Origin of the sequence: Paraburkholderia atlantica (genome assembly GCF_000092885.1) — a bacterium.
Classification (GTDB): Bacteria; Pseudomonadota; Gammaproteobacteria; order Burkholderiales; family Burkholderiaceae; genus Paraburkholderia; species Paraburkholderia atlantica.
The window spans coordinates 1,659,275-1,678,977 of sequence record NC_014117.1; the positions used below are offsets into that span (position 1 = coordinate 1,659,275).

General features: G+C 64.7%; 19 protein-coding genes. 15 read left to right on the forward strand and 4 right to left on the reverse strand.

Annotated elements, in window-relative coordinates; genetic code table 11:
* The first annotated feature begins 16 nt into the window (after positions 1–16).
* The 8 genes from BC1002_RS07385 (at position 17) to BC1002_RS07420 (ending at position 8,099) form a co-directional block, all read left to right on the forward strand.
* Positions 17–1,051 carry a DNA polymerase III subunit delta' gene (locus tag BC1002_RS07385; protein WP_013089431.1) on the forward strand — a complete coding sequence of 345 codons (1,035 nt, stop codon included), beginning with the start codon at positions 17–19 and terminating at the stop codon, positions 1,049–1,051.
* Positions 1,052–1,099: 48 nt separating this feature from the next.
* The gene (locus BC1002_RS07390; protein WP_013089432.1) at positions 1,100–1,615 is read left to right on the forward strand and encodes a GNAT family N-acetyltransferase; all 516 of its coding nucleotides are present in this window, start codon (positions 1,100–1,102) and stop codon (positions 1,613–1,615) included.
* Between the two features lie 79 nt (positions 1,616–1,694).
* Complete coding sequence (locus BC1002_RS07395) at positions 1,695–2,486, forward strand: TatD family hydrolase (RefSeq protein WP_013089433.1); 792 nt, start codon at positions 1,695–1,697, stop codon at positions 2,484–2,486.
* 52 nt (positions 2,487–2,538) lie between these two features.
* Entirely contained in the window at positions 2,539–3,270 is a 732-nt protein-coding gene (locus BC1002_RS07400; RefSeq protein ID WP_013089434.1) for an ankyrin repeat domain-containing protein, read from the forward strand.
* A gap of 190 nt (positions 3,271–3,460) precedes the next feature.
* Positions 3,461–3,817: a Rap1a/Tai family immunity protein gene (locus BC1002_RS07405; RefSeq protein WP_013089435.1), complete on the forward strand. Its 357-nt coding sequence runs from the start codon at positions 3,461–3,463 to the stop codon at positions 3,815–3,817.
* A gap of 156 nt (positions 3,818–3,973) precedes the next feature.
* Positions 3,974–5,197: a mechanosensitive ion channel family protein gene (locus BC1002_RS07410; protein WP_013089436.1), complete on the forward strand. Its 1,224-nt coding sequence runs from the start codon at positions 3,974–3,976 to the stop codon at positions 5,195–5,197.
* A 153-nt stretch (positions 5,198–5,350) separates the two neighbouring features.
* Positions 5,351–6,763: an alpha,alpha-trehalose-phosphate synthase (UDP-forming) gene (gene otsA / locus BC1002_RS07415; RefSeq protein ID WP_013089437.1), complete on the forward strand. Its 1,413-nt coding sequence runs from the start codon at positions 5,351–5,353 to the stop codon at positions 6,761–6,763.
* Between the two features lie 268 nt (positions 6,764–7,031).
* Positions 7,032–8,099 carry a glycosyltransferase family 4 protein gene (locus tag BC1002_RS07420; RefSeq protein ID WP_013089438.1) on the forward strand — a complete coding sequence of 356 codons (1,068 nt, stop codon included), beginning with the start codon at positions 7,032–7,034 and terminating at the stop codon, positions 8,097–8,099.
* A 247-nt stretch (positions 8,100–8,346) separates the two neighbouring features.
* On the opposite strand, the gene BC1002_RS07425 is transcribed toward BC1002_RS07420, so the two are convergent.
* The 3 genes from BC1002_RS07425 to BC1002_RS07435 form a co-directional block, all read right to left on the reverse strand.
* Positions 8,347–8,934: a BPSL1445 family SYLF domain-containing lipoprotein gene (locus tag BC1002_RS07425; protein ID WP_013089439.1), complete on the reverse strand. Its 588-nt coding sequence runs from the start codon at positions 8,932–8,934 to the stop codon at positions 8,347–8,349.
* Between the two features lie 385 nt (positions 8,935–9,319).
* Entirely contained in the window at positions 9,320–9,769 is a 450-nt protein-coding gene (locus tag BC1002_RS07430; RefSeq protein WP_013089440.1) for a membrane protein, read from the reverse strand.
* 234 nt (positions 9,770–10,003) lie between these two features.
* Entirely contained in the window at positions 10,004–10,303 is a 300-nt protein-coding gene (locus BC1002_RS07435) for a PsiF family protein (RefSeq protein ID WP_013089441.1), read from the reverse strand.
* 17 nt (positions 10,304–10,320) lie between these two features.
* Between BC1002_RS07435 and BC1002_RS37650 the strand changes: the two genes are divergently transcribed.
* The 3 genes from BC1002_RS37650 (at position 10,321) to BC1002_RS07445 (ending at position 12,811) form a co-directional block, all read left to right on the forward strand.
* Positions 10,321–10,620: a hypothetical protein gene (locus tag BC1002_RS37650; protein ID WP_157874656.1), complete on the forward strand. Its 300-nt coding sequence runs from the start codon at positions 10,321–10,323 to the stop codon at positions 10,618–10,620.
* Between the two features lie 130 nt (positions 10,621–10,750).
* Positions 10,751–11,050, forward strand: coding sequence for a YciI-like protein (locus BC1002_RS07440; protein WP_013089442.1), 300 nt, complete (start codon positions 10,751–10,753; stop codon positions 11,048–11,050).
* Positions 11,051–11,632: 582 nt separating this feature from the next.
* Complete coding sequence (locus BC1002_RS07445; RefSeq protein ID WP_013089443.1) at positions 11,633–12,811, forward strand: transposase; 1,179 nt, start codon at positions 11,633–11,635, stop codon at positions 12,809–12,811.
* Positions 12,812–12,880: 69 nt separating this feature from the next.
* Here BC1002_RS07445 and BC1002_RS07450 read toward each other — a convergent pair whose 3' ends face one another.
* A complete protein-coding gene (locus tag BC1002_RS07450; protein WP_013089444.1) occupies positions 12,881–14,452 on the reverse strand; it encodes a mannose-1-phosphate guanylyltransferase/mannose-6-phosphate isomerase in 1,572 nt (523 codons plus the stop codon).
* Positions 14,453–15,055: 603 nt separating this feature from the next.
* Here BC1002_RS07450 and BC1002_RS07455 point away from each other — a divergent pair.
* From BC1002_RS07455 to BC1002_RS07470, 4 genes are all read left to right on the forward strand, one after another.
* Entirely contained in the window at positions 15,056–16,453 is a 1,398-nt protein-coding gene (locus BC1002_RS07455; protein ID WP_013089445.1) for an undecaprenyl-phosphate glucose phosphotransferase, read from the forward strand.
* Between the two features lie 81 nt (positions 16,454–16,534).
* A complete protein-coding gene (locus BC1002_RS07460; protein ID WP_013089446.1) occupies positions 16,535–17,980 on the forward strand; it encodes a UDP-glucose dehydrogenase family protein in 1,446 nt (481 codons plus the stop codon).
* A gap of 33 nt (positions 17,981–18,013) precedes the next feature.
* Complete coding sequence (locus BC1002_RS07465; RefSeq protein WP_013089447.1) at positions 18,014–18,469, forward strand: arsenate reductase/protein-tyrosine-phosphatase family protein; 456 nt, start codon at positions 18,014–18,016, stop codon at positions 18,467–18,469.
* Positions 18,463–19,668, forward strand: coding sequence for a polysaccharide biosynthesis/export family protein (locus tag BC1002_RS07470; RefSeq protein WP_013089448.1), 1,206 nt, complete (start codon positions 18,463–18,465; stop codon positions 19,666–19,668). Before BC1002_RS07465 ends, BC1002_RS07470 begins: the two co-directional genes overlap by 7 nt.
* Positions 19,669–19,703: the final 35 nt, after the last annotated feature.

Sequence of the window (19,703 nt, forward strand, 5' to 3'; positions counted from 1 at the left end):
ATTCAAAAGACAAACGATGATCTATCCGTGGCAAGCCGATGACTGGAACCGCCTGCAGCAGCTGCGCGCCCACTGGCCGCACGCGTTGTTGCTGCACGGTCAGGCGGGTATCGGCAAGCTGCGCTTCGCGCAGCATCTCGCGCAGGGTCTGCTGTGCGAGGCGCCGCAACCTGGAGGCGAGCCGTGCGGTTCGTGCGTGGCCTGCAACTGGTTCGCGCAGGGCAATCATCCCGATTACCGCATCGTCGTGCCGGAGGCGCTCGCCGCCGAAGCCGGTCTCGCGAACGGCGCCGAAGACAAGGCCGAAAAAGCCGAAGGTGACGAGGGCAAAAAGACCCGCACGCCGAGCAAGGAAATCAAGATCGAACAGATCCGCGGTCTGCTCGACTTCGTCGGTGTCGGCTCGCACCGCGGCGGCGCGCGCGTGGTCGTGCTGTATCCGGCCGAGGCGCTCAACGTCGCGGCCGCCAACGCGTTGCTGAAGACGCTCGAAGAACCGCCCGCGGGCGTCGTGTTCCTGATGGTGTCGGCGCGCATCGACCGTTTGCTGCCGACCATCATCAGCCGCTGCCGTCAGTGGCCGATGAGCGTGCCTGCGCCGGACACCGCCGCGCCATGGCTCGCCGCACAAGGCGTCGACGATGCCGCCGCGCTGCTCGCCGAAGCGGGCGGCGCGCCGCTCGCCGCGCTCGCGCTCGCCAGCGACGAAAACCGTCCGCTGCGCGACTGGACGCTCAAGCAGCTCGCGGCTGGCGCAGGCTGCGACGCGTTCGCCTGTGGCGAGGCGCTGCAAAAGCTGCCGGTGCCGCTCGTGCTCGGCTGGCTGCAGCGCTGGATGTACGATCTGCTCGCGCAGCGCACCGCCGGCGCGCCGCGCTATTTCCCGCAGGCCTCGGCCGCGCTGACGCGCTGCGCCGCGCAGGCCGACGCCAATGCATTCGCGCGCTTTCTGCGCACCGTCACGCGCCAGCGCGCCGTCGAGAACCATCCGCTGAACGCGCGGCTCGTATTCGAGGAACTGTTCATCGGCTATCGCGCGCTGTTCGCGTGAGCCCGGAGCCGGACAGCCTTCCGTCTCATTCCATTCAAGCCAGACACCATGAGCCTTTCCTACCGCGACGCCACGCTCGACGACCTGCCTGCGATCGTCGCCATCTACAATTCGACGATCCCGTCGCGCCAGGTCACCGCGGACCTCGAGCCGGTCAGCGTCGAGAGCCGGCATGCGTGGTTTGATGCGCACGGCCCGCAAAAACGGCCGCTGTGGGTGGTCGAGGATCCGAAGCAGGCGGGCCGCGTGATCGCGTGGCTGAGCTTTTCCGATTTTTATGGCCGGCCGGCTTATCAGCGCACCGCCGAAGTCAGCATCTATCTCGACGAAAGCGCGCGCGGCCAGGGTCTCGGCAAACAGTTGCTGGCGGCCTCGCTCGACGCGGCACCGGGTCTCGGCATCGACACGGTGCTCGGCTTCGTGTTCGGTCACAATGAAGCGAGCGTGCGGCTGTTCCGCGGCTTCGGCTTCGACGCATGGGGCACGCTGCCGCGCGTCGCGGTGCTGGACGGTGTCGAGCGCGATCTGGTGATTCTTGGCAAGCGCCTTGCGCACGCGAGTTGAGCAAGCTACCTGAGTTGTCGCAAGCGGCCCCGGCCACGCCGTGGCCTGGCCGCAAAGCCTTTTTTCGCAGGACCTGACCATGTTTGTCGATTCACACTGCCATATCAACTTCGAAGGACTCGCGGACCGTCTGCCGCAAGTGCTCGACAACATGCGCAGCCATTCGGTGTCGCACGCGCTGTGCGTGTCGGTGGACCTCGAAACGCTGCCGTCGGTGCTGGATATCGCCGGCCGCTATGACAACGTGTACGCGTCGGTCGGCGTGCATCCCGATCACGAGCACATGCGCGAGCCGAGCGTGGCCGAGCTGGTCGAACTGGCGGAACACCCGAAGGTCGTCGCGATCGGCGAAACCGGGCTCGACTACTACCGCCTCGAAGGCCGCTCGATCGCAGACATGGAATGGCAGCGCGAGCGCTTTCGCACGCATATCCGCGCCGCGCACGCGACCAGCAAGCCGCTGATTATCCACACCCGGTCGTCGTCGGAAGATACGTTGCGCATCATGGCCGAGGAGCGCGCGGGCGTGCCGGGCGGCGTCATGCATTGCTTCACCGAACCGTGGGCCATCGCCGAGCAGGCGCTCGCGCAGAATTTCTACATTTCGCTGTCGGGCATCGTCACGTTCAAGAACGCGATCGATGTGCAGGAGGTTGCGCGCCGCGTGCCGCTCGAGCGTCTGCTGATCGAAACCGATTCGCCGTATCTGGCGCCGGTGCCGTATCGCGGCAAACCGAATGAACCTGCGTACGTCAGTTATGTCGGACGCTTCATCGCGCAGCAACGCGAGATGCCGGACGAGGCGCTGGCCGCCGCAACCACGCAAAATTTCTTCAGGCTGTTCGGAATCGCCACGCCGGCCGGCGTCTGAGTTAAAAAGCCTCGCAATATCAAAGGGATAGGAAGTTTTCCTAAAGTACCATATGAAAAACATTTCGATGTCGTCCGCTGATTTCCAACCGCTGTGCGCCGGACCGGCCGCTCGGGCTCTCGCGCCGGCACGCCGTCTTGCGTGCGCCGCCGCGCTCGCCTGCGCGGCGCTAGTCGCGATGCCCGCGCACGCAGCGCCGATCGACACGCTGATCAAGGCGGTCAAGTTCGACGACGTCGACGGCGTCAACAAGCTGCTCGCGAAGGGCATGGACCCGAACAGCGTCGACAACCAGGGCATGCCGCTGCTCGTGATCGCCGCGCGCGAAAAATCCGACAAGGTCGCAGCCGCGTTGCTTGCGAATCAGAAGACCGACATCGAGATTCAGGACAAGGCCGGCGAGAACGCGCTGATGATGGCGTCGCTGGTCGGCGACCTGAACCTCGTGAATCTACTGATCGCGAACGACGCCGAGGTCAACAAGAAGGGCTGGGCGCCACTGCACTACGCGGCCGCGAACGGCCACGACGATATCGTCAAGGTGCTGCTCGACCACTCGGCTTACGTCGACACGGGCTCGCCGAACGGCACCACGCCGTTGATGATGGCCGCGCGCGGCGGCCACGTGTCGACCGTCAAACTGCTGCTCGACAACGGTGCGGATCTGTCGGTGAAAAACCAGATCGGCATGACCGCGCTCGATTTCGCCAAGACCTACAAGGAGCCGGACGTCGTCGAAGGGCTCACGGCGCGCATGCAGCAGACCCAGCAGCAGAAGCAATGACGCTGTCGGCAGACCGCGCGGCGCGCCCCGAGGCCGTGCCGTTTTGCTGCCGTTTTGTCCGACCCGCGCGGCAGCGCGCCTGCTGCCGCCGCGCAAAACAGTGCAGAATGACGACTTCGGCGCGCCGTGTAGCGCGCCGTCCGGACGCGGCAGAAAGACCGCGTGATAAACAACCCTGGAAAGGAACACCATGCTGCGGGCATTGATTTTCGCCGGCGCGCTTGCCTTGCCGCTTTCGGCAGCCGCGTTTACGGGAGGCGACCTCAACAAGCTGTGCACCAAGACGGACATCGCTTCGCGTAGCGCCTGCGCGGCCTACATCGAAGGCGCGGCCGACGGCATCTTCAACACGATCGACGCGATCGGCGGCACCACCGGTCCACGCGTCGGCCAGTACTTCTGCCTGCCGCCGGACGCGCGCTCGGCGCAGTTGACCGACGCGGTGCGCAAGTACATCGCCGAGAATCCGAACGCCGCGGGCTACAACGCGAGCACGGCGATTTCGCTGGGTCTCGGCAAGGCGTTTCCCTGCAAGAGCGGCACCTGATCGATAACCGCCCGCGCATTGAAGAACCCGTTGTAACGCCCAGGCGCTGTCGTGCGCCTCGGGTGTCGGGGTCGTCGCTCCCGCTGGGGCGCCCCCGGATGTCAGTAGTCCCGCAGGCGCGCCGCCGCTCATCGAGCCCGGAGGAAGATGCCCGTTATGCCTACTATCGACGACTTCTACCGCGTGGCCGCCGCGCCGTTGCATACGTGGCTCGGCGCGCTGATCGTGACGGCCTTCGTGACGGTCGTGGCGATCGGCGTTCACCGCTTCGGCGCGCGTGTCGTGATGCGCCTCGCGAAGCCTCATGCGCTGACGAGCGTCGTGCTGCGCTACATCGACAAGCCGTCGCTGTTCGTCCTCGTGATCCTCGTGTTCGCGTGGGTCGGGTCCGAGGCGCCCGATACCCTGAACTTCATCGAACCGGTGCGCGACATCACCGGCATCGCGCTGATCGCCGCGCTGACGTGGCTGTCCGTGCGCTCGGCCGCGGCGATCGGCGAAGCGATCATCCGCGCCCATCCGCTCGATTCCGCCGATAACCTGCAGGCGCGCCGCATCCATACGCAGGCCCGCGTGCTCGCGCGCTCGGTGATGATCGTGATCGTGATCATCGGTGTCGGCGGTGCGCTGATGACCTTGCCCAATGTGCGGCAGATCGGCGCGAGCCTGCTGGCTTCGGCCGGTGTCGCCGGTCTGGTCGCCGGTATCGCGGCGCGGCCGGTGCTCGGTAACCTGATCGCCGGTTTGCAGATTGCGCTGTCGCAGCCGATCCGCCTCGACGACGTGGTCGTGATCCAGAACGAGTGGGGGCGCATCGAGGAAATCACCGGTACTTACGTGTCGGTGCGGCTGTGGGACCAGCGCCGGCTGATCGTGCCGCTGCAATGGTTTATCGAAAACCCGTTCACGAACTGGACGCGCAACAGCTCGCAAATCATCGGCACCGTGTTCCTGTTCGTCGATTACCGGATGCCGCTCGCGCCGCTGCGCGAGGAACTCGCGCGCATCGTCGAGAACGCGCCCGAGTGGGACCGCCGCGTGCAGGTGCTGCAGGTGACGGACTGCACCGAGCGCGCGATGCAGTTGCGCGCGCTCGTCAGCGCGCCCGATTCCGGCCTCGCGTGGGATTTGCGCTGCCGCGTGCGCGAAGGGCTGCTCGATTTCGTGCACCGGCATTACCCGGAGTACCTGCCGCGCGCGCGTGCGGAGGTGTCGGCGGAGCTGGAGACCAGCGGCGCTGCTCCGATCGACTGGCTGCCGCGCAGCCGCCAGGCGCCAGCCGGCAGCACCGCCGCGCATACCGAAGCCGATCCGGTGGCGAGCCGCCTCGGCCGCACGGGCGCGGGCGAGGTACCGCAGAAGGCTAAGGAGCAGGCCTAGTCAGGCGTTGCCGAGCGCCGATCGAATCGCGCGCCGCGAACGTCGAGCGCGCTCACGCCCAACGGTGCCTGGGCACGCTGATTGCTATTTACGGGCGCACCACGCCCGCGCAGGCGGCGCGGCGCACCGCAAGAACTACGGAGGACATGCACTATGGGCCGATTGATCGTCGTGTCGAATCGCGTCGCGACGCCGACGGAGACCAAGGGATCGGCGGGCGGACTCGCCGTCGGCGTATTCGGCGCGCTAAAGGATGCGGGGGGTGTCTGGTTCGGCTGGAGCGGCGACGTGGTCAGCGAAACGGTCGCCAACGCGGGGCCGATGCTCGAGCAGGACGGCGCGGTGACGTTCGCGACCGTCGGCCTCACGCGCAAGGACTACGACCAGTATTACCGCGGCTTCTCGAACGCGACGCTATGGCCGGTATTCCACTACCGCAACGACCTCGCGCGCTACGAGCGCGAAGAGTACGCGGGCTACCGGCGCGTCAATGCATGGCTCGCGCACAAGCTGGTCAAGCTGCTCCAACCGGACGACATCATCTGGATTCACGACTACCATCTGATTCCGTTCGCCGAGGCGCTGCGCAGCGAGGGCGTGACGAACCGCATCGGTTTCTTCCTGCACATCCCGTTTCCCGCGCCGCAAATCCTGCTCAACATTCCGCCGCACGAGGAGCTCGTCAAGTCGCTGTCGTGCTATGACCTGCTCGGCTTCCAGACCGCCACCGACCAGCAGGCGTTTCACGACTACGTGACGCGTCACGCGCGCGGCACGGTCAGCGCGGACGGCAGCGTCGAGGCGTTCGGGCGCAAGCTGCGCACCGGCGTGTACCGGATCGGCGTGTTTCCCGACGAAATCGCCGAGCAGGCCAAACGCTACGAAAGCCGCCAGCACGTGCTCGAACTGAAGCAGAGCCTCGAAGGGCGCAAGCTGATCATGAGCGTCGACCGGCTCGATTATTCGAAGGGGCTGGTCGAGCGCTTTCGCGCGTTCGAACTGCTGCTCGAACGCTCGCCGGAATGGCGCGGCAACGTCACGCTCGTGCAGATCGCGCCGCCAACGCGCTCGGACGTGGCGACCTATCAGAAGATCCGCCAGGATCTCGAATACGAGGCAGGGCGCATCAACGGCCGCTACTCGGGGCTCGATTACACGCCGATCCGCTATCTGAACCAGCAGTACGACCGCTGGAAGCTGATGTCGCTGTTTCGCGAGTCGCAGATCGGCTTCGTCACACCGCTGCACGACGGCATGAACCTCGTCGCGAAGGAGTACGTGGCCGCGCAGAATCCCGACGACCCCGGCGTGCTGGTGCTGTCGATTTTCGCGGGCGCAGCGGCCGAGCTCTCTGGCGCGGTGCTCGTCAATCCGCACGATGCGATCGGCATGTGCGAAGCCTTGCAGCGCGCATTGCAGATGCCGCTCGACGCGCGCCAGCGGCGTCACGAAATCAATATGGCCGCGCTGCGCGAGAACGATCTCGGGGTGTGGCGCGACAGCTTTCTCAGGGATTTGCGCAGCGTGCCCGTACGCCGGGCGGGCGAGGGCGGCGGCCACCAATGACGGCGCGAAGATGGCGCGATGAAGGCCCAAAGCTCGCGCAAAGTCGGCGCGCGGCCCCGGGTCACCGGATGTAAGCCGTTTGTAACAGCACCGAGCAATTGCAAGACCTGCGGCTTTTCCACCGACGCCAGGGAATAATCCTCCGTAGCGACGATGCATGCGGCGCTTAGGGACCGCGTGAATTGATCCGACGTCATGGCGCTGTCATACTCGGCGTCGCCGACGGCATCGTGATTGCACGCCAGCCGTCGGCTCACGGAGACACAATATGAAGATTGCGCAGATCGCCCCGCTGACCGAATCGGTGCCGCCGAAGCTATACGGCGGCACGGAGCGGGTCGTGTCGTACATCACCGAAGCGCTGGTCGAACAGGGTCACGACGTGACGCTGTTCGCGAGCGGCGACTCCGTCACCAGCGCGAAGCTCGAAGCGGTGTGGCCGCGCGCGCTGCGGCTCGATCCGGGCATTCGCGACCGCGTCGCGCCGCACATGCTGCTGATGGAACTGGTGCGCCGCCAGGCCGAAGACTTCGACGTGCTGCATTTCCACCTCGACTACTACTCGTTCTCGGTATTCAAGCGGCAGGACACGCCGTTCGTCACGACGATGCACGGCCGGCTCGATCTGCCTGAGCAGCAGCCGGTGTTCGACACGTTCGACTCGGTGCCGGTGATCTCGATCTCGAATGCGCAGCGCCATCCGCTGCCGCAGGCGCGCTGGCTCACCACGGTCTATCACGGCCTGCCGGAGCAGCTCTATACGCCGCAACCGGTCGAGCAGAAGTATCTCGCGTTTCTCGGCCGGATTTCGCCGGAAAAGCGCGTCGATACGGCGATCCGCATCGCGGGCCGCTGCGGCATGCCGATCCGCATCGCCGCCAAGGTCGACGCGGCCGACCGCGAATACTTCGAGCGCGATATCCGGCCGTTGCTCGACCTGCCGTACGTCGAGTACATCGGCGAGATTGCCGATCATCAGAAGGCCGAGTTTCTGTCGGGCGCGCATGCGCTGCTGTTTCCGATCGACTGGCCGGAGCCGTTCGGTCTCGTGATGATCGAGGCGATGGCGTGCGGCACGCCGGTGATCGCGTTCAATCGTGGCTCGGTGCCGGAAGTGCTCGAAGAGGGCGTGACCGGGTTCATCGTCGAGGACGAGATCGGCGCGGTGGCGGCCGTGAACAGGCTGCACAAGGTTCCCCGCACGGGCGTGCGGCGGCGCTTCGAGGAGCGCTTCACGTCGCACCGGATGGCGCGTCAGTATGTGGAGGCGTATCAGTCGGTGATTCGCGCGCAGAAGCGCTCGAGGTTCAAGGTGATCGATTCGTCGGGCGCTTGACGCGGGATCGTTCGCCAGTGTCGAAGCGAAGAGCGGCGCGGTGCGCGATGCGCGGCGCCGTTTTTTTTCGCGCTTGAGTTTTGTCGCGGGTGAGCGCCGGCATCGGCATCACACAATAAAAAGGCCGCGCGATGACCCACACAAGGTCCCTCGCGCGGCCTTCGCCGCGATGCGATCCGGATGCAAAGCCTGCGCGCGTGTCAGGACGCGCGCGCAAGTGTTCAGCGAAGCGTGCCGATGAACGCGCTCAGATCTTCAGCCGCGTGACCTTCGTGCCTTGCAGCGACACGTCGCCCATCAGGCCCGCGTTGGTCAACACGAAAACCTGCACCGGCGCGGTGGCCGTGGTCGTGTCGACGGCGCCGTTCGCGCCGACCTTCACGAGCGCGACCGATGCATCGACGCCGGCCGACCAGCCGTCCGCGTTGCGGAATTTGTCGAGCGAATCCTGCGTCATGAACAGGAAGATGAGTGCCTTCGACTGCGCGCCCGCCGTCAGGCCGAACGAGCCCGACACGGTGCTGTAGTAGCCGACCGTCGAGCCGCCCACTCGCAACGCGCCCTCTCCATACTGGCCGCCGACGATGAAGCCCGCCTGTATCACCGACGGGAACACCAGCACGCCGCGCGCCTTCGACACCAGCTCGCGCGAGCCCGGCACGGTCGTGAACAGCCTGGACAGCGTGCCGTCGACGCTGGCGTCGATCGACTGTCGTTTCGAGGCGTTGACATGAGCATTGTCCGGAGTGTTGCCCGTCGTCGTGCACCCGGCGAGTGCAAGGCCTCCGAAAGCTAGCGCAGCGGTCGTCTTCAACATGAAGTGTCGTCTTTGCATCGTTTTTCTCCGTGGTGGGTCCGGTGCGCAACCGTGTTGTTGTCGCATGGTTGCCTCTGAGTTATAACACAGCCTGGTCTAAAAGGCGCGTCGCGTAGCAACGCGAAAAGCCTTATGGGACAAGGGTTTGAGGCTGATCGCAAGGTCCTTTTCAGTAACTTTGACCGGTCCGCCGGGCAGCGTCGAAGTACGCGTCCAGCGAAGATCGGAGGAGGCGAAGCGGACGAGCGCCCAAAGCGCGGCGATTTTGGGGACGCTTCGGCGCGACCCCGCGATGCGCCGGTTTTTACCGATTTTCGCGTCCCGTGGCGGCCCATCGACATCGAAATGAAAGTGTTGTTTCGGCGCAGCAGATGGCCGCGAGTGCCAACGGCGCGGCCGCCACTCACCCGTGATTCACCGGACTCTTGACCGCGGGCGGGCGCCGCAGCGCGCGGCGCACCATGCCGATGATTGCGCCGATCACGAACAGGATCGCCGCCGGCACGATCCAATAGCCGACGAACGCGTGCCACAGATAGGCGAACAGCGTCGAGCGGCGCACACTGTATTCGTTGATCGCGTCCTGCTGACGCGGCGCATTGGCAGCCAGCACTTCGGCCGGGCAGCCGGCGGCTTTCGCCTCGTCGGGCTTGCCATGGCAACGCGCAGGCGCGCCGGCGGCGCGCTGCGCCTGAGTGAAATTCCAGGTGGTCAGCGCGCGATCGAGATCGACCGCGTTGTACGACATTTCCTCGCGGATCTCGTTGACCGCCACGATCGCCACGGGCACGGCCCAGAATATGATGACCAGCAACCACCGCCTTAACCAGCGGTTTTTGTGCTTCGATACCATCCTTGCCTCCGATCGATGCTCAGTAGCACCAACGACAAGATGGCGGCCCGCGTAGTGATTGGTTCTATATGTGAGGGTGGGCCGTCTCCGCAGCCATCATAGAAGAAAACGGCGGGTTGCGGCGGGTGGACTACGAAGCAGGGGACTCGGGCGGAGCGCCGCGTGGGCGGAACGATGCGCCGGCGCCGCGTGCACAGGCAGGGCGCCGGCGTGGGGAACGGCTACGCGTATTGCTCAGTTGGCTGGGGCCGACGAGGACAGGCAGGTCTTCATGAACGCCTTGCGGTCGTCGCCCTTCTTGTCGCCCGCCTGCTTGTTGCACGCCTTCATCTTGTCCTGCTGGCTCATCGGCGCGGCGGCGGCCGGCTTCGCGGAAAGACAGGTTTGCATGAACGCCTTGCGCTCGTCGCCCTTCTTGTCGCCGGCCTGCTTGTTGCAGTCGGCCATCCTGGTCTGCTGGCTGTTCGCCGCGAACGCCGGCGATACGAGTACCGCGCCCAACACCAGCGTAGCGATAGCGGATTGGATTTTCATGGGAGACTCCATCGGTGGTGAAAACGTTTCTGGTCGTTTATGCGCGCGGGCGACGACGGCATCCATGGGCCCATCGGCGCATCCATTATGGCAAATGCCTCTGCCAGAACGGCTCGAAATGCATTTCGGTTGACAGCGGTCCGCGCTCGTTTTCCCCGAGTAGCGGGCAGCAACCGGCGATGCGGCGTTTGAAACGATTGAATGAACGAGCGCGCGAATTTCGTTATGCAATGCAGATGAGTCGCGCCGATTATTTCAAACCTATCGAATGGAAATTACGGCTTCCGGTATTTGAATCCATGGCCAGCAGGCAATGAAAATTTCTACATTGCTGCGAATGCACCTGAATAGAAAATTGGCACAAAATTCGGGCGCGGCCGTTATGCTCAAATGCGCTCCGATGCATGCCGCTCCATGTCAACCTTCGTCCTTGCGAGGAGACTTACGATGCACTACCTGTTGATGTACGAGCTGGTGCCCGACTATCTGGCGCGACGCGGCGAGTACCGCGACGCGCATCTGAAACTCGCTTGGGCCGCCGCCGAACGGGGCGAACTGCTGCTGGCCGGCGCACTCACCGAGCCGACGGACGGTGCGGTGCTGCTCTTCACCGGGCCCTCGCCGGCAGTCGCGGAAGCCTTTGCAAAGGCCGATCCGTACGTGCTATCCGGACTCGTCACGCGCTGGCGCGTGCGCGAATGGACCACCGTGGTCGGCGAGCAGGCATCGAAACCAGTGCGCCCATAGCGTCGCTCGAAGCGACTTAGACGTCTTTCGTGTCGCGTCGAACTCCGCGCATGCGCAGCGGCCGCGTGCGCGCCTCCCATTGCCTCTATGTCACCGCGCGTGCGCGTCGGCGTTCTGTCGCCGACGCTCGACACCGCTGATCAAATCAAACATCAAATGGCATAGAAATGCATGCTGGATCGGCAATTGCATTTCTAAAAGCGCATTCGGTTCGGAAATGCGGTATTGTGCTTTGCAATAAACAGATTCAATGCTGGATAAGCAGTGGCTTCTGTTACGGCAATACGAGAATCGACGCAGCGAAACAGACAAGATTGTTTCTATCGGTAACACTTGTCTCAACTGTACTCATGCAAAGAATGAGGTGGTATGCTTCGTGCACAAATTTTCCCGTGCACGAGTGAGACCGCGTTTTGTGCTTCGCAATAGGGAAGAGCCGCACCACGCATGGGCGGACTGCTCCAGCGAGCCGAACGAACAAAACAAATTTGTGCAACCGAGGGCCGCACACGGGTCGTGAACGCTGAGAATCCGTGGCAGGCCCAACGCCGCGGCCAGGCCAGGCCGCGTGGAGAAAATCCAATGTTTTTCGATGAGCTAAACAACGACGAATGGGCGCTGCTCGCGCCCCTCGTCTCCGACGAGCCGGCCGTCCGTCTGAACAGGCGCGGCCGGCCGCGCGCCGAACCGCGCATCGTGACGAATGCGGTGCTGTGGATCATGACTACGGGTGAGCCGTGGTCGAAGCTGCCGGGCCGCTATCCGTCCGGTCCCACGTGCCGTCGCCGCTTCGAAGAGTGGCAACTGAACGGCACACTGCTGGAGATGGTCCGCCTGCTGTCGCAGAGCGGCCGCACCTTCGCGTACATTCCCCAACCGGCGCCGCCCGCTACAGCCAGACCCGCGGCACCGGTGGCGCAAACCCCGAGCCCGCGCGAAGACGATAGTCTGCGCGGCGTGTCGTGGAAGAGTCCCGAGTCGTGGCAGGCGCCCGGTGTCGCGAGTGCGTTGAGCCAATGGCGCACGGCCGATCCGATCGGCGACATCACGCGGCAATTGTCGGGGCTCGCGCCAGCGGCAGTGCCGGCGGCCCCGGTGGCGACATCGGCGGAGGCGCACGTCGAACCGCCCGCATTCGACACGGCCGAGACCGTCGCGGCTGACGAGCCGCGCCCGTCGCTGACCATGAGCCTCGCGCCGCGCGGCATGCAGGTCACCGACTCGCGCGGTTATCTGATCTACGTGGTGGTCGAGGAAGTGCCGAATGCGATGTATCGCGGGTGGGCGGAGATCATCAGGGACGGCAAGCGTGTCGAGCGCTCCGGCCTCGTCGGCCCGCGCTTCGAGGATGCGCAGCACGCGCAGCAATTCGCGCTCGACTGGGCGCGTCAGTGGATCGATCGCGAATGCGCAACCGACGCGGCGGCCGCCACGATGACCGATGCAAGCGCCGCCGAACCTGCGTCGGCACACGCGTCGGGCAACCCTGCGCAGCGCTCCGCGACCCGTTCGTTGTCGGGCCTGCGTCATGTGCCGGAACCGGCGTCGATCGATGGCCTCGCGAATCACGCGCCCAATCACGGCGCGCCGTTGCACGGGCCGCTGAAGCCATCACTGAATGCATTGCGCGGACCGTTGCGCCGCTATCCGTCGGACTCCGGGAGCGCGGGCGTCGCAAGCACGCCCACGGTGACGGCCGACAGCGGCACCGTGGAGCGCTTTTCGGCGACCTACAAAGAACTCATCTCGTACGTGGGATGAGCCCGGCGGACCCTGCGGCCGCTTTTCGCCGCCGCAGGGTCCCGCATCATTATTTCGGCCGGTCGCAGGTCATTGCCGTCCGTAGGTATCGTCGAAGCGGACGATATCGTCTTCACCCAGGTACGAACCGGACTGCACCTCGATCATTTCGAGCGGCATCTTGCCCGGGTTTTCGAGGCGATGCGTGACGCCGAGCGGAATATAGGCCGACTCGTTTTCGGACACGATAAAGCGCTCGTCGCCGCGCGTGACGAGCGCGGTGCCGCGCACGACGATCCAGTGCTCCGCGCGATGATGATGCATCTGCAATGACAGCCGCGCGCCCGGCTTCACGACGATCCGCTTGACCTGGAAGCGCTCGCCGGTGTCGACGGAATCGTAGTTGCCCCACGGCCGATGCACCTTGCGATGATTGGCCGCTTCGAGCCCGCCATCCTCACGAATCCGGTTGACGATCTTCTTGACGTCCTGCACGCGTGATTTGTCGGCGACGAGTATCGCATCGGCGGTCTCGACGACGACGAGATCCTGCGTGCCGACACAGGCAATCAGCCGTCCTTCCGAATGCGCGAACGTCGAGTTCGCACCTTCGAACATCACGCGGCCGCGGCTCACATTGCGATCGGCGTCCTTCTCGGAGATGTCCCAGATCGCGTCCCACGAACCGACGTCGGACCAGCCGGCCGTCAGCGGCACGACCACGCCCGACGCGATGCTCTGATCGGCGCCGAGCTTTTCCATCACCGCATAGTCGATCGAATTCGACGGCGACGCGCCGAACGCATCGCGTTGCAGCCGGAAGAAGTCGCCGTCCGCCGTGCTGCCCGTGAAGGCCGCTTCGCATGCTTCGTAAATGGCCGGCTGAAAATGGCGAATCGCCTTGAGCCACGTCGATGCGCGCACGATGAAAATACCGCTGTTCCACCAGTATTCGCGTGATTCGACGTAGCGCCGCGCGAGTTCCAGATGCGGCTTTTCGACGAAGCGGTCGAGGCGATGCGCGACGAGGCGCGCCGGTCCTTCGGTCTGCGCGGCATCCTGCACATCGTTAGAGCCGAGCGGCGCGCCGATGCGGATATAGCCGTAGCCGGTTTCCGCGCGCGTCGGCACGATCCCCATCGTCACGATTTGCCCGGCCGCCGCATGCTGAACGCCGGCGGCGACCGCCGCGTGAAAGCCTGCGCTGTCGGTGACCGCGTGATCGGCGGGCATCACGACCATGATGCCGTCTTCGTCCTGCGCAGCGACGGACAACGCGGCCACCGTCAACGCGGGCGCGGTGTCACGGCCGACGGGTTCGAGTATCAGCCGGCTCGGCTTGCCGCGCGTGCGCAACTGTTCGGCCGTCGTGAAGCGCTGTTCTTCGTTGGCGACGACCACGAGTTGGCCGGCGAGCGGATAGCCGGCTTCGAGCCCATCGAGACGGCGGGTCGTCGATTGCAGCAGCGACTCGTCGCCGAGCAGGCCGATCAGCTGCTTCGGATGCTGCTCGCGCGACATCGGCCATAGCCGCGTGCCCGAGCCGCCCGCGAGAATCACGGGATGAACCTTGAGCTTGACGCTGGTCGCGGTTGAGGGCGTGGACGAAGCGGTGGGGGAAGGCCGGGTGCCGGCGGGCGTGACCGGGGCCGGAGCTGTCATGGTGAACTCTCCTCGAGGCTGGATGAATGCGTCGAGTTTTATCACGAAGTCGCGAATCAATAAAAGCGCGTTAAATACAATTCGGATAAAGCGTGCGGCGGATTTATTCGAAATGCGTGAAAAAATATCGCATCGATTGATTAAAAAATAAAAATTACCGGAAAAAACCGCCAAGTATTTTTTTCGCTTAATGATGCGCAAGAATGACAGCACGGATGGCGCCGGTCGTCACCGGCAGAACTGTTTGGAAAGCGCAAGTTTCAGCCGAAAAGGCGCAAGTGAGTTGCCCGGAACCCTCTGTCGAGCCGCATTGCGGCAACAATTACCGCACAAAATGCATAAAAAATTCGAAATTTTGACCGATACAATTTGAGATTTTTTGCAGTCTTGTCGCGCGAATTTTAATACCGCTTTATTGAGGTATGTACAAGGGTATTCACTCATTCGGCCTTGGCTTTTCCGTCCTGGTCAATCCAGGCGCATTCAGTGCCATTCAGCCGCGAGGCAAATGGGAAATAAAAAGCGCAACGGTGAAACCCGCATGCAACACCCAATTCAACCAACCGACGGATCGCACTTGACTGACGAACAGAGGGGCGGCGCATGCTGAGCGTTCTAGCGAGAATCATCGACATAGCCATGGTCGCGCTCGCCGCGATGGTGGCGGCGGCCGTGCACAGCGGCAGAGTGGTATGGCTCGACGATATGCAAAGCGTGTCGCTCGCGTTCGGCTGCCTGCTCGTGGTGGTGTTCTTCCCGGCGCTCGGCATCTATCAGTCGTGGCGCGGCAAGCCGCTCTACGATCTGCTGTCGCGCGTCACCGGCGGCTGGCTGATGGTCGAAGTGACCGGCGTGCTGATCAGCTTCAGCGTGCACCGCGCCGACAGCCTGTCGCGGCTGTGGCTCGTGTACTGGGCGCTCGCGTCGATCGTGCTGCTGGTCGTCACCAAGGTGATCGTCTATTCGATCCTGCGCGGGCTGCGCCGCGAGGGCTTCAATCAGCGCGCGGTCGCGATCGTCGGCGGTGCGCCGTACGGCCGTTTCCTGATCGAACAGATGCGCGGCCGCCCTGAAGCCGGCTTCACGCCCGTCGTCGTGTTCGACGAGGACGGCACCATCAATCCGTACGAAGACCCGGACACGGCGCACGCGGTCGCGGGCGTGCCGGTCGAGCGCGACTATCAGCGCATGATCGAGCTGGTGCGCCAGCGCGCGATCCGCGAGCTGTGGCTCGCGCTGCCGATCTCGAAGGAGAAGGCGATCCATCGCTTCGTGATGGACCTGCGCAACGACTTCGTGAACATCCGCTTCATCCCCGACGTCGGCAGCCTGACGCTGTTCAATCAGCCGATGGTCGAGCTGCTCGGCGTACCCGCGATCAATCTGGCCGCCTCGCCGATCACCGATCTGCGCGTGCTGCCCAAGCGCGTATTCGACAGCCTGTTCGCGCTGGCCGCGTTGCTCGCGCTGTCGCCGCTGATGCTCGTGATCGCGCTGATGGTGAAGCTCAGCTCGCCCGGGCCGGTGTTTTTCCGCCAGCGGCGCAAGGGGATCGACGGCCGCGAGTTCGAGATCTTCAAGTTCCGCTCGATGAAGGTCCACAAGGAAGCGGCCGGCCAGATCACCCAGGCGACGCGGCGCGATCCGCGCATCACCGCGGTCGGCGCGTTCCTGCGCCGCACCAGCCTCGACGAGCTGCCGCAGTTCATCAACGTGCTGCGCGGCGAGATGTCGGTGGTCGGTCCGCGTCCCCATGCGCTCGAGCACGACGACATCTACAAGGATCTGGTGAAGGGCTATATGCACCGCTACCGGATCAAGCCGGGCATCACCGGGTGGGCGCAGATCAACGGTTATCGCGGCGAAACCGACCGCATCGAAAAGATGATGGGCCGCGTGAAGCTCGATCTGTACTACATGCAGCACTGGACCTTCTGGCTCGACATCAAGATCGTCGTGCTGACGCTGTGGAAAGGCTTCGCGGGCAGCAACGCCTATTGAACGTGACGCGCCGGGCCGTGCCGATGCCACGCATCGCGCGAGCGCGTTTCTGAATCAACTCTATTTATCGAGGTGCAATCCATGAACCTGACGATCATCGGTAGCGGCTATGTCGGCCTCGTGACCGGCGCATGTTTGGCCGACATCGGCCACGACGTGTTCTGTCTCGACGTCGACACACGCAAGATCGACGTGCTCAACAACGGCGGCGTGCCGATCCACGAACCGGGACTGCAGGAAATCATCGCGCGCAATCGCCGCGCGAAGCGCCTGACGTTTTCCACCGACGTCGAGGCAGCGGTCGCGCACGGCGACATCCAGTTCATCGCGGTCGGCACGCCGGCCGACGAAGACGGTTCGGCGGACTTGCAGTACGTGCTCGCCGCCGCCCGCAACATCGGCCGCCATATGAACGGCTTCAAGGTGATCGTCGACAAATCGACGGTGCCGGTCGGCACCGCATCGCGCGTGCGCGAAGTGGTCGCCGCCGAGCTGGCCGCGCGCGGCGTCGAGCAGATGTTCTCGGTCGTGTCGAATCCGGAGTTCCTGAAGGAGGGCGCGGCCGTCGAAGACTTCACGCGGCCCGATCGCATCGTGCTCGGCTGCGACGACGACGTGCCCGGCGAAAAGGCGCGCGAACTGATGAAGCGCCTGTATGCGCCGTTCAACCGCAATCGCGAACGCACGCTGTACATGGACGTGCGTTCCGCCGAGTTCACCAAGTACGCGGCCAACGCGATGCTCGCGACGCGCATCTCGTACATGAACGAGCTCGCGAATCTGGCCGATCGCGTCGGCGCGGATATCGAGGCGGTGCGCCGCGGCATCGGTTCCGATCCGCGCATCGGCTATGACTTCCTGTACGCGGGCTGCGGCTATGGCGGCTCGTGCTTTCCGAAGGACGTGCAGGCGCTGATCCGCACCGCCGCCGATCACAACGCCAACCTGCGCATTCTCGAAGCGGTGGAAGAGGTCAACGACGCGCAGAAGCAGATCCTCGCGCAGAAGATCGTCGCGCGTCTCGGCGAGGATCTGTCGGACCGCACGTTCGGCGTGTGGGGGCTCGCGTTCAAGCCGAACACCGACGACATGCGCGCGGCGCCGAGCCGCGAGCTGATCGCAGAACTGCTGCGTCGCGGCGCGCGCGTGAAGGCCTACGACCCGGTCTCGATCGACGAAGCGAAGCGCGTGCTCGCGCTCGATCTGAAGGACGTGCCGCAGCAGCATGCGCGCCTTTCGTTCGTGAACGAAGAGATGGAAGCGGCGAGCGGCGTCGATGCACTCGTGATCCTGACCGAATGGAAAGTCTTCAAGAGCCCTGATTTCGATGCGCTGAAACGCATGCTGAAGACGCCGCTGATTTTCGATGGCCGCAATCTGTACGAGCCGGACGTGCTGCTCGAACTCGGCATCGAGTATCACGCGATCGGCCGGCGGCACGCGTTGCGCAATGCGCCGGCGCGCGTCGGCGCGAACAGCGCGATGCACGCGGCGGGCATCGCCGCGGCGGAAACCTTCGGCCGCTGAGGCCACTGCGATTGCCGCGCGAGGAAACCCGCCATGTTCGCCAACGTGCTAATCGTGTGCCACGCCAACGTGTGCCGCTCGCCTGCCGCCGAGATGCTGTTCAAGGCGCGCCAGGCGCGCGCGCCGCGCTCGGGCGCCGCGCCGATCGCGTTTCATTCGGCGGGCATTCGCGCGGTGAACGGCCACGGCATGGACCCGGTGATGCGGCGCCTGCTCGAAGAGCGCGGCGTCGCGGCCGGCCTGCATCACGCGCGGCGTCTCGACCGGTCGCTCGTGCGCGCGGCCGATCTCGTGCTGGTGAGCGAGCGCGCGCAGGTGAGCAAGGTCGAAGCGCTCGATCCGTCCGCGCGCGGCAAGGTCTATCCGCTCGGCAAGTGGGAAGCCGATTCGGACGTCGCCGATCCGCACGGCGGCGCGGAAGACGAATACAGGGAGAGTCTCGTGCTCATCGAACATCTGGTCATGGGATGGCTGCAAAAAATATGCTGAAGAAACCCCGCATCGAAAACTCATTCGCGAGCTTGCGCACGAAGCTCGCCGCCTCGCTTCTGCTGACGTCTTTTCTGTCGGCCTGCGCGACCGCACCGGGCAACTATCTCGACACGTCGCGGCTCAAGGACAACGATCAGGCGCCGAGCGAAACCTATCCGGTCCATCTGATCGACGCGAACCTGATCATGGCGCAGGCGCAAGCCGCCGCCGCGAAAACCGAGCCGTTGCCGCCGTCGGCGCTGTCCGATCCGTCGCTGTACGTGTATCACCTCGCGCCGCAGGACATTCTCGGCATCACCGTGTGGGATCACCCTGAGCTGACCACGCCGCAGGGCAGCACCTTGTCCTCGGGCGGCAACACTACGCAGACGATCGCGGGCGCGTTGCAGCAGCCGTATACGGCCGCTTTGCCGGGCCAGGCCGATCCGTACGGCCAGACCATCGCCGCCGACGGCACGATCTTTTTCCCGTTCGTCGGCCGCATCCAGGCCGCGGGCAAGACCACCACCCAGCTGCGCGATCAGCTTGCCGCGCGCCTCGTGCCTTATATCCGCAATCCGCAGGTCGACGTGCGCGTGCTGTCGTATCGCAGCCAGAAAGTGCAGGTCACCGGCGAAGTGAAGCAGCCGGGACCGCTCGCGGTCAGCGACGTGCCGCTGACGCTGGTCGACGCGATCACGCGCTCGGGCGGCACGAACCCGGACGCCGACATCCAGCGCGTGCGCCTCACGCGCAACCACAAGCTCTACGTGCTTAACGCCGATCGCATGCTCGATCAGGGCGACACCACGCAGGACGTGATGCTGCAGAACGGCGACGTGGTCAACGTGCCGGACCGCACCGACAGCCGCATCTTCGTGATGGGCGAAGTGAAGACGCCGATCCAGGTGCCGATCATCCGCGGCCGCATGACGATCGCCGATGCGCTCACCCAGGGCGGCGGCATCCTGAACACCGACGCCAATCCGCGCCAGATCTTCGTGATGCGCGGCATGCGCGAGCATCCGACCACGCCCGAGGTGTTCCGCCTCGATATGACGCAGCCGGACTCGATCATGCTGTCCTCGCAGTTCCAGTTGCAGCCGCTCGACGTCGTGTACGTGGGCACCGCCGCGTCGACCACGTTCAACCGCGTGTTGCAGCAGGTGCTGCCGAGCGTGCAGACGCTGTTCTATCTGAAGCAGCTGACGCGCTGAACGTTTGGGCTGTAACGTCCCGCGCCGCTGTTGTA